Here is a 10,309-nt window from a genome sequence, read left to right as displayed (position 1 = left end):
CGCTGATCCGCCCGAATTCGACGTTGAAGATCCCGGTCAAGCTCGACGGGCTCAATCCGGGCGAGGACGCCAAAATCGTCATCGCCGCGGTCGATGTCGGCATCCTCAATCTCACCAATTACAAGCCTCCGGCGCCGGACGATTATTATCTCGGCCAGCGCAGCCTGACCGCCGAGATCCGCGATCTCTACGGGCAGCTGATCGACGGCATGTCGGGCACGCGCGGCCAGATCAAGTCCGGCGGCGATGCCGGTGGCGAGCTCCAGGGTTCGCCCCCCACGCAAAAGCCGTTGGCGCTGTATTCAGGCATCGTCACGGTCGCCGCCGACGGCTCGGCTGAGGTGAGCTTCGATGTTCCCGAGTTTGCCGGCACCGCGCGCGTGATGGCGGTGGCCTGGACCGCGACCAAGCTCGGCCGCGCCAACACCGACGTCGTGATCCGCGATCCCGTGGTGCTGACGACGACGCTGCCGCGCTTCCTGCTCAATGGCGACCGCGGCACTGTCAATCTCGAGATCGACAATGTCGAGGGCCAGGCCGGCGACTACGTCATCAACGTGAGAACGGGTGGCCAGGTGAAGATGACGGGTAATCCCGCCACCACCGTCAAGCTCGCCGCCAAGCAGCGCAACTCGTTCGCGCTGGCGATCGATGCGACCGCGGCGGGGCAGGCGACGCTTGACGTCGACATCACGGGGCCGAACGGCCTTACGCTCGCGCGCCACTATGCGCTCGACGTCAAGGCGGCAACCCAGGTGCTGGCGCGGCGCTCGATCCGGACGCTGGCCAAGGGCGAGAGCCTGACGCTGACCCCGGACATGTTCTCGGATCTCGTTCCGGGCACCGGCAGCGTCTCGGTCTCGGCGAGCCTGTCGACCGCACTCGATGCGGCGACGATCCTCAAGGCACTCGACCGCTATCCCTATGGCTGCTCGGAGCAGATCACGAGCCGTGCCATGCCGCTGCTCTACGTCAACGATCTCGCCGCGGGGGCGCATCTGGCGATGGACACCGAGGTCGACCAGCGCATCCGCGACGCGATCGAGCGGCTCCTGGCGCGCCAGGGTTCGAACGGCTCGTTCGGACTGTGGTCGGCGGGCGGCGATGATGAATGGTTGGACGCCTATGTGACGGACTTCCTGACCCGCGCCCGCGAGAAGGGTTTTGCGGTGCCGGACGTGCTGTTCAAGAACGCGCTCGACCGCATCCGCAATTCCGTCGTCAATGCCGACGAGCCGGAAAAGGACGGTGGGCGCGAGCTCGCCTACGGCCTCTACGTGCTCGCGCGCAATGGCGCGGCGCCGATCGGCGACCTCCGCTATCTCGCCGACACCAAGCTTGCCAACCTCGCAACGCCGATCGCGAAATCGCAGCTTGCGGCGGCGCTGGCGCTGGTCGGCGATCGCAACCGGGCCGAGCGTGTGTACGGCGCTGCGCTCGACAGCCTCGCGCCGAAGCCGGCGCTGGAGTTCGGCCGCACCGATTACGGCTCGCAGCTTCGCGATGCCGCAGCGCTGGTGTCGCTCGCCAGCGAAGGCAATGCCCCGAAGGCGACGCTGACGCAGGCGGTCGCTCGGGTCGAGACTGCCCGCGGCCTCACGCCCTACACCTCCACGCAGGAGAATGCTTGGCTGGTGCTGGCGGCGCGGGCGCTCGCCAAGGAGAACCTGTCGATGGAGGTGGACGGCCAGCCGGTCAAGTCCGCGCTCTATCGCAGCTACAAGGCGGACACGCTGGGCGGCAAGCCGCTGAAGATCACCAATACCGGCGATGCACCGGTGCAGGCGGTGGTCTCGGTGTCGGGCTCGCCGGTCACGCCGGAGCCGGCCGCGTCGAACGGCTTCAAGATCGAGCGCAATTACTTCACGCTCGACGGCAAGCCCGCCGACATCAGCAAGGTCAAGCAGAACCAGCGCTTTGCCGTGGTGCTGAAGATCACCGAGGCCAAGCCGGAGTACGGCCACATCATGGTGGCGGATTATCTGCCGGCGGGCCTGGAGATCGACAATCCGAAGCTTGTGTCCTCCGGGGACAGCGGCACGCTGGACTGGATCGAGGACGGCGAGGAGCCTGAGAATACCGAGTTCCGCGACGACCGCTTCACTGCGGCCATCGATCGGGCCTCGGATTCAAAGTCGGTATTCACCGTCGCCTATATCGTGCGCGCGGTCTCGCCCGGCAAATACGTGCTGCCGCAGGCCTATGTCGAGGACATGTATAATCCCTCGCGCTACGGCCGCACCGGTACGGGGTCCGTCGAGGTGCGAGCAGCGAAGTGAGATGAAGGAAGTGACGCCGCACACGCAGTCGTCATGCCCGGGCTTGCCCCGGGCATCCACGAACTTTGCTGCCGCGGCGAAGGACGTGGATGGCCGGGACAAGCCCGGCCATGACGGGCGGAGAGGGCAGCTCGTCTTTCGACTTCTCTCAGCCCTCGCGCTTACCTTCATCCTCGCCATCATCGGCTTCGTCGGCTGGGTCTACTCGCTCGGCCCTTTGCCGCTCGACGAGGCGCGGCAGGTCTCCACCACCATCGTCGATCGCAACGGCAAGCTGCTGCGCGCCTATGCCATGGCCGACGGACGCTGGCGGCTGCCGGTCGACGCAAAAACGAATGTCGATCCGATCTATCTGAAACTCCTGTTGGCCTATGAGGACCAGCGCTTCTATGCCCATGACGGCATCGACCCGCTGGCGCTGGGCCGCGCCGCATTGCAACTGACGACACGGGGCCACATCGTGTCCGGCGGCTCGACCATCACCATGCAGCTTGCGCGCCTAATGGAGCCGCGGCGGCAGCGCTCGCTCTATGCCAAGCTGCGGCAGATGGTGCGAGCCATCGAGATCGATCGGACCCTCAGCAAGGAAGAGATCCTCGACCTCTATCTCGCGCTCGCGCCTTACGGCGGCAATCTCGAAGGCATCCGTGCGGCTTCGATCGCATATCTTGGCAAGGAGCCGAAGCGATTGTCGCTGGCCGAGGCTGCGCTGCTGGTGGCGCTGCCGCAATCGCCGGAGACGCGCCGGCTCGATCGCCATCCCGAGGCAGCCCGCATCGCGCGCGACCGCGTGCTCGACCGCATGGTCGGCGAGCATCAGGTGAGTGCGGAGGATGCCAAGCAGGCCAAGACCGTTCCCATCCCGAAGCTGCGCAGGCCGATGCCGATCCTCGCGCCGCATGCCTCCGACAGCGCGCTGTCGATCGTCAAGGACAAGCCGGTCATCAAGCTGACGCTGGATGCGAATTTGCAGAAGGTGCTGGAGCCGCTGGCGCGCGACCGCGCGATTGCGCTTGGGCCGAACATCTCGGTCGGCATCATCGTCGTCGACAACGAGAGCGGCGACGTGCTCGCCCGCGTCGGCTCGGCCGATTATTTCGACGAGAGCCGGGCAGGGCAGGTCGACATGACCCGCGCGGTCCGTTCGCCGGGATCGACGCTGAAACCTTTCATCTATGGACTCGCCTTCGAGGACGGCTTCGTTCATCCCGAGAGCCTGATTGACGACCGGCCGGTCCGCTTCGGCTCCTACGCGCCGGAAAATTTCGACATGACGTTCCAGGGCACGGTGCCGGTGCGGAAGGCGCTGCAATTGTCGCTGAACGTGCCCGCCATCGTGCTGCTCGATCGCGTCGGCTCCAGCCGGCTGACCTCGCGGCTGCGGCAGGCCGGCGGTAGTCTCGTGCTGCCCAAGGACGAGGCGCCGGGCCTCGCCATGGGTCTCGGCGGCGTTGGCGTGACGCTCCAGGATCTCGTTCAGCTCTATACGGGTTTCGCGCGGCTGGGCACCACCAGGCCGCTGCGCGAGATCATGGCCGACAGCGATGACCGCGAGCCGCTGCGGCTCTTGGATCAGGTCGCGGCTTGGCAGGTGGGCAACGTGCTGTTGGGCACGCCTCCGCCGGAGAACGCCGCCCATAACCGCATCGCCTTCAAGACCGGCACATCCTACGGCTATCGCGATGCCTGGTCGGTCGGCTTCGATGGCCGCATGACCATCGGCGTCTGGGTCGGCCGGCCCGACGGTGCGCCGGTTCCGGGCCTGATCGGGCGCGTCGCTGCCGCTCCGATCCTGTTCGACGCCTTCGCCCGAACCGGCAAGACGCTGGCGCCCTTGCCGAAGCCGCCCAAGGGAACTCTGGTGGCTAGCAACACCAAGCTGCCGCTGCCCTTGAAGCGGTTCCGTCCGGTCGGCGAGTTGGTGCGCACGGGAGGCGAGCAGGCCCTGCACATCCAGTTTCCGCTCAATGGCTCGCGGATCGACGTCGATCGTTCCCTTGGCCGGGAGAGCGCAGCCATGCCGGTCAAAGTCGCTGGCGGCGTGCTGCCCATGACCATCATGGTTAACGGGACTGCGCTCGGCGAGATCGACGGCCGTCGCCAGCGCCTGATCGATCCGCCCGGTCCGGGCTTTGCCCGCCTCACCGTGATCGACGCCACGGGCGCCGCGGACACAGTCGTCATTCGAATTCAGTGAGCCCGGCTCAAGCGGTTGTGGCGATGGCGGTTTCAGCGTAAGCGGAACCAATGGTCGAGACCTACCCAACTCCCCGTTTTGGAGCGCCCCGCGAGCCGAAATCGCCCGTCAATCCGGGCAGCGGGCTCGTGCGCATGCTCGATATCGCCACGGCCAGCCATGCCCGCGCGGTCGGCTTCCTGGTGCTGTGTGCGCTGCTGCTGTTCCTGCCCGGCTTCTTCACTATTCCGCCGATCGACCGCGACGAAGCACGCTTCGCCCAGGCCACCAAGCAGATGGTGGAGAGCGGCGACTATGTCGACATCCGCTTCCAGGAGGATGTCCGCTACAAGAAGCCGGTCGGCATCTATTGGCTGCAATCGGCTGCCGTGGAAGCTGCCGCGGCGCTCAAGCTGCCGAAGGCCGAATTGCGCATCTGGGTCTATCGCCTGCCGTCGCTGCTGGGAGCGATCGGCGCGGTGCTCATGACCTATTGGGCGGCGCTCGGCTTCATCACGCGGCGTGCCGCAGTGCTGGCGGCCCTCATGATGTGCGCCTCCGTGCTGCTCGGCGTCGAGGCGCGGCTCGCCAAAACCGACGCGATGCTGCTGCTCTGTGTGGTCGCGACGATGGGAGCAATGGCGCGGGCCTATCTGTCCTGGCAGCGCGCCGAGGACGAGGCCCGTCCGCCCTGGAGCTGGCCGGCTATCTTCTGGACCGCGCTCGCCGTCGGCATCCTGATCAAGGGGCCACTGATCCTGATGTTCGCGGGCCTGACCATCGTCGCGCTCGCGATCCAGGACCGTGACTCGTCTTGGCTCTGGAAGCTGCGCCCGGTCTGGGGCCTGATGTGGACGCTGGTACTGGTGCTGCCCTGGTTCGTCGCGATCTTCTGGCGCGCGGGCGAGACCTTCTTCACCGATTCCGTCGGCGGCGACATGCTGAGCAAGCTGGGGGCCCAGGAATCCCACGGCGCGCCGCCCGGCCTCTACTTGGCGCTGTTCTGGATCACTTTCTGGCCCGGCGCGCCGCTCGCGGCGATGGCGGCGCCCGCGGTCTGGCGGGCGCGGCGCGAGCCCGGCGCACAGTTCCTGCTGGCCTGGCTGATCCCGTCCTGGATCGTGTTCGAGGCCGTGCTGACCAAGCTGCCGCATTACGTGCTGCCGCTGTACCCCGCGATTGCGATCCTCACCGCCGGCGCCGTGGAACGACGCGTGCTGTCACGATCATGGCTGATGCGCGGTGCCGCCTGGTGGTTCGCGATTCCCGCGGCCGCCTCCATCATCGCGGTGGTCGGGGCGGTGATACTGACCCGGCAGCCGGCCTTCGTGGCCTGGCCGTTCATCGCGGCCTCGCTGATCTTCGGCCTGTTCGCCTGGTGGCTCTACGACAACAATCGCGCCGAGCGCTCGCTGCTCAACGCGCTGGTCGCCGCTTTGATGCTGGCGGTGGTCGTCTACGGCATCGTGCTGCCGTCGCTGACCCCACTGTTTCCGAGCATCGAGATCGCGCGCGCGCTGCGCAACGTCACCTGCGTCGGGCCGAAGGCGGCTTCTGCCGGCTATCACGAGCCGAGCCTCGTCTTCCTGACGGGCACGAAGACGCTGCTAACCGACGGCTCGGGTGCGGCGGACTTCCTCGGGCAAGGCAGCTGCCGCTTCGCACTGATCGAGCAGCGCTCGGAACGCAGCTTCGTGCAGCGCGCCGAGGCGATCGGATTGCGCTACAAGGTCGGCACGCGCATCGACGGCTATAATTTCTCGCAAGGGCGTGCGATCTCGATCTCGATCTTCCGCTCGGAAGGCACCGAATAGGATGCGGGGCCCGACCGACATCGCGCCGCGTGCAGGCTATCCCGCGCAATTGCTCGCCGTGTCCTGGCGCGCGCTGGCCCAGCTCGTGCGCTCGCCCTCGCATTCGCGCCGCGCCGAGGCCGCCCGGAAGCTGGCGCGACACTCGCTGTGGCTCAGCGCAGTGGGCGCAGCCCTGGCCATCGTGCTGATGGTCGCGTTCGATCAGACTGAGATCCAGCTGATGCCGGCGCGCGGAACGCCGGGCCTATGGCCGATCCGCATCCTCACCGATTTTGGCAAGGACGAGTATCTGCTGTCGGTGATGGGTGCCGGGCTGGTGGTTCTGGCGTTGGTTGCGGCAGGGCTGCATGGGAGGCGCCGCGCGCTGCTGCTCGGCTTCGGCACGCGGCTGCAATTCCTGTTTCTGTCGGTTGCCGTGTCGGCGTTCGCCGCCGAGATCCTGAAATATGTCATCGGCCGCGGACGGCCCTTCGTCGGCGGTAAGGCGAATGCATTCAACTTCGTCCCGTTCGAAGGGACGGGGGCCTATGCGAGCCTTCCCTCTGGCCATGCCGTGGCCGCGTTCGCCCTGGCGTTTGCAGTCTCGGCCTTGTGGCCGCGCCTGCGCGTGTTCATGTTCACTTACGCAATCGTGATCCTGCTGACGCGCCTCGTGCTGCTCGCGCATCATCCAAGCGACGTCGTGGCCGGCGCCCTGGTGGGAACGGTCGGCGCCATGGCCGTGCGCTACTGGTTTGCGGCCCGAAGGCTGGGTTTTGCCATCCGCTCCGACGGCGCCATCGTGGCCATCCCGGGCCCTTTCAAAAGGGTTGCCCGCGGGGCATCCGCCCCATAAAAGCGGCTGCCTGCCGGGACGCCGGTTCCCGGGGCAGGCCAATTCCAACCACGAGCCTCGATTTGTCGACGTCCCAGCCTTCGGTTTCCATCGTCGTTCCCGTGCGCAACGAAGCCGACAACATCGTGCCGCTGGTCGAGGAGATCACGGCGGCGCTCGATGGCCGCTGGGACTACGAGATCATCTACGTCAACGACGGCTCGACCGATGCGACCGGCGAGCGGCTTGCCGCCATCATGAAGCAGCGGAGCAACCTGCGTCAGCTGCGCCATGCGCGATCGGGCGGTCAATCGGCGGCCGTGCGTAGCGGCGTGCGTGCGGCGCGCGGGGTCATCGTGGCCACGCTCGACGGTGACGGCCAGAACAATCCGGCGTTCCTGCCGGACCTGATCGCGGCGGTCGAGAAGGGCGCGGGGCGCGTCGGGCTCGCCGCCGGCCAGCGGATCGGGCGCAAGGACACCGGCTTCAAGAAGCTTCAGTCGCGCGTGGCGAACGGGGTTCGCAACGCGATCCTGAAGGACGGCACGCGCGATACCGGCTGCGGGTTGAAGGCGTTCCGGCGCGACGTTTTCCTGATGCTGCCCTATTTCGACGGGCTGCATCGCTTCCTGCCGGCGCTCGTCCGCCGCGAAGGCTACGACATCGCCTATGTCGATGTGATCGACCGGCCGCGCCACTCCGGTGTATCCAACTACGGCTTCTTCGACCGGCTGTGGATCGGCATCATGGATCTTGCCGGTGTGTGGTGGCTGATCCGCCGCAAGAAGCCGACTCCTGACGTGACCGAGGTGAACGCATGATCATTCAATACGGTCAGGCGCTGAGCAACTATCTCTACGACGTCTTCGTCGCCAAGTTCGATTTCTGGCTCGCATTCGGCCTCGTCGCGCAATTGTTCTTTACCGCGCGCTTCCTGGTGCAGTGGATCGCCAGCGAACGCGCCGGCAACAGCGTGGTGCCGATGGCGTTCTGGTTCTGCTCGATGGGCGGCGGGTTGATGACGCTGGTCTATGGCGTCGTCAAGCGCGAGCCGGTCATCATCCTCGGACAGTCGCTCGCGACCGTCATCTACATCAGAAACATCATGCTGATCTGGAAGAACCGCGGCACCGCCTCGAAGACGCTGGACCGCTGACCCGGTTAGCGCGGCAGCGCCGACGCAGCGCCTGAGGCGGGCAGGGCGGCACGATCGGCCTCATGCCGGCGATAGGGCTCGCCGGCCGCGTCCAGCACCGGATAGGCCACCGAGCAGATGTGCGAATGGATGCGGCGCAGATCGCGCAGCACGTCCAGATGCAGCGACGTGGTCTCGATAGTCTCGGGACGCCCCTCGCGCAGCCGGTCCAGATGGCGCTCGACGGCAGCGAGCTCGGTGTTGCGCAGCGCCGTCTTCTCCACCAGCAGCTTACGCGCCTCGTTGGCGTCGCCCGACATGAAGACGCCGAAGGCGATCCGCAGCGAATCCATCGTGCGCTTGTGGAAGGCCGCGAGCTCCTCGGCGCCCTCGGCCGAGAACTGGAAGCGGTGCTTGATCTTCTTGGTGGCGAGCTCGCTAAGGCTCTTGTCGATGATGTCGCCGATATGCTCCAGGTTGATGGCGAAGGAGATGATCTCCATCGCGCGGCGTCCTTCGCTCTCGTCGAGGCTGCCCCGCATCAGCTTCGTCACGTAGAGCTTGATGGCCTCGTCGAGGCCGTCAACGAGATTGTCCGTCTTCGAGACCTGGTCGACCAGCGCACGGTCCCCCGTCATCATCGCAGCCATCACCTTGCGCAGCATGACCTCGACGAGATCGCCCATGCGCAGGGTCTCTCGGGCGGCGTCCGCGAGTGCCAGTGACGGCGTCTCCAGCGCGGTCTCGTCGAGATAGCGCGGGCGCGCCGGATCGGCCTCCCGGATGCGATCCGGCAGCAGCCGGGTCAGCAGGCGCGACATGGCATCGAGCAGGCCGATGAAGAGAATGGCCGTGCCGACGTTGAAGGCGATATGGAAGGCCGCCGTCATCTTGGCGAGATCGGGCTGCCAGGCGTGCATGTGTCCGGCGATCACGCTCAGGAAGGGCAGGACGAGGGCAGTCCCGACCACGCGGTTGACGAGATTGCCGACCGGCAGGCGATAGCTTGCGGGATCGTCGCGCCTGGCGCCCTCGAACACCGGATTGATGGCGCTGCCGAGATTGGCCCCGAGCACCAATGCGAGAGCGGCCTCCGGCGTAATGAACTGCGAATAGGCCAGCGACATGATCAGTAGCACGCTGGCAACGCTCGAATGCACCGCCCAGGTGATGAGCGCAGCGACGACGATGCACAGGACGGGATCGCCCGTGATCGCCGACATCACGACGCGGACACCGGGCGCGGTTTCGGCCGGCGCCAGCGTGTCGAGCAGGATGTGCAGCGAGAGCAGCATCAGGCCGAGGCCGATGCAGACGCGGCCGATGTCCTTGATCCGCGAGCGCGGGCCGGAGCGGAAGGCGACGAGCCCGATCACGAATAACACCGGCGCAACGGCTGCGATGTTGAACGACAGCACCTGCACGATCAGCGTCGTGCCGACATTGGCCCCCAGCATGATGGCGAGCGCAGCGGCGAGGCTGACGAGGCCTTCGGCAGCGAAGGAAGAGGTGATCAGCGCGGTGGCCGTGCTGCTCTGGAGCAGGGCGGTGAGACCGAGGCCGGCGGCAAATGCGTTGAAGCGGTTGCCGAGTGCCTTGCCGAGCAGGCGCCTGAGGTCGGGACCGAAGGCACGCAGGATCCCGCTGTGGACCATGTGCAGGCCCCACAACAGCAACGCAACGCCGCCCATCAGGTCGAGCAGAACCAACGTTCCCATGCTCCGTGTCCGGATTGGAGTCGATTGGTGAGGCTAGCGCCAAACGCTTGAGGATCAAACCATTTGTTGGCGCATCGGCGTTAACGTTTACGACAGGTGCACGTTCCTCCAATGCGCGACCACGCGCCCGCAGTGTGATGCCGCGTTCTCAGGCGCGATGCCTTGCGAGCGGGCTCACATTGCCGCTTTGAGGGCAGCGAAGCCGCGGTCAAGATCGGCTTTGAGATCGTCGACGTTCTCGAGCCCGATGTGCAGGCGCAGCGTCGGGCCGCCCGGCGCCCATTTGGTCGCGGTGCGATAGGCATCGCAGTCGAAGGGAATCGCGAGGCTCTCGAAGCCGCCCCAGGAAAAGCCCATGCCGAACAGTTTGAGT

The 10,309-nt window shown here is 66.5% G+C and carries 8 protein-coding genes; 6 read left to right on the top strand and 2 right to left on the bottom strand.

The window, feature by feature from the left end; translation table 11 throughout:
- The 6 genes from SE91_RS15380 to SE91_RS15355 all read left to right on the top strand — a co-directional run.
- The coding region (locus SE91_RS15380; protein WP_283806248.1) for an alpha-2-macroglobulin family protein at positions 1–2,279 on the top strand (2,279 nt) is incomplete at its 5' end.
- An 85-nt stretch (positions 2,280–2,364) separates the two neighbouring features.
- A complete protein-coding gene (gene pbpC / locus SE91_RS15375) occupies positions 2,365–4,476 on the top strand; it encodes a penicillin-binding protein 1C (protein ID WP_061851145.1) in 2,112 nt (703 codons plus the stop codon).
- 50 nt (positions 4,477–4,526) lie between these two features.
- Positions 4,527–6,269 (top strand): ArnT family glycosyltransferase, encoded by a 1,743-nt coding sequence (locus SE91_RS15370; protein WP_061848167.1) that lies wholly within the window; start codon positions 4,527–4,529, stop codon positions 6,267–6,269.
- A gap of 1 nt (position 6,270) precedes the next feature.
- On the top strand, positions 6,271–7,104 hold the full coding sequence (locus SE91_RS15365) for a phosphatase PAP2 family protein (RefSeq protein WP_061848166.1): 834 nt from the start codon (positions 6,271–6,273) through the stop codon (positions 7,102–7,104).
- Positions 7,105–7,166: 62 nt separating this feature from the next.
- On the top strand, positions 7,167–7,904 hold the full coding sequence (locus SE91_RS15360) for a glycosyltransferase family 2 protein (RefSeq protein WP_060736021.1): 738 nt from the start codon (positions 7,167–7,169) through the stop codon (positions 7,902–7,904).
- Positions 7,901–8,239: a lipid-A-disaccharide synthase N-terminal domain-containing protein gene (locus tag SE91_RS15355; protein WP_008559030.1), complete on the top strand. Its 339-nt coding sequence runs from the start codon at positions 7,901–7,903 to the stop codon at positions 8,237–8,239. Before SE91_RS15360 ends, SE91_RS15355 begins: the two co-directional genes overlap by 4 nt.
- A gap of 5 nt (positions 8,240–8,244) precedes the next feature.
- Here the strand turns inward: SE91_RS15355 and SE91_RS15350 are convergent, their stop codons facing one another.
- Both SE91_RS15350 and SE91_RS15345 read right to left on the bottom strand, forming a co-directional pair.
- Positions 8,245–9,936, bottom strand: coding sequence for a Na/Pi cotransporter family protein (locus SE91_RS15350; RefSeq protein WP_061848165.1), 1,692 nt, complete (start codon positions 9,934–9,936; stop codon positions 8,245–8,247).
- 174 nt (positions 9,937–10,110) lie between these two features.
- Positions 10,111–10,309 (bottom strand): PLP-dependent transferase (locus tag SE91_RS15345; protein WP_197489469.1); only part of this gene is annotated, 199 nt, incomplete at its 5' end.

Origin of the sequence: Bradyrhizobium sp. DOA1, assembly GCF_001593325.1 — a bacterium.
In the GTDB taxonomy this organism is placed as follows: domain Bacteria; phylum Pseudomonadota; class Alphaproteobacteria; order Rhizobiales; family Xanthobacteraceae; genus Bradyrhizobium.
This window is presented reverse-complemented; position numbering and strand designations above follow the sequence as displayed.

What these genes read in the sequence shown, in the direction of transcription:
- SE91_RS15350 (WP_061848165.1), bottom strand. Translation starts at nt 9,936, where the DNA reads ATGGGAACGTTGGTTCTGCTCGACCTGATGGGCGGCGTTGCGTTGCTG.
- SE91_RS15365 (WP_061848166.1), top strand. Translation starts at nt 6,271, where the DNA reads ATGCGGGGCCCGACCGACATCGCGCCGCGTGCAGGCTATCCCGCGCAA.
- SE91_RS15370 (WP_061848167.1), top strand. Translation starts at nt 4,527, where the DNA reads ATGGTCGAGACCTACCCAACTCCCCGTTTTGGAGCGCCCCGCGAGCCG.
- SE91_RS15355 (WP_008559030.1), top strand. Translation starts at nt 7,901, where the DNA reads ATGATCATTCAATACGGTCAGGCGCTGAGCAACTATCTCTACGACGTC.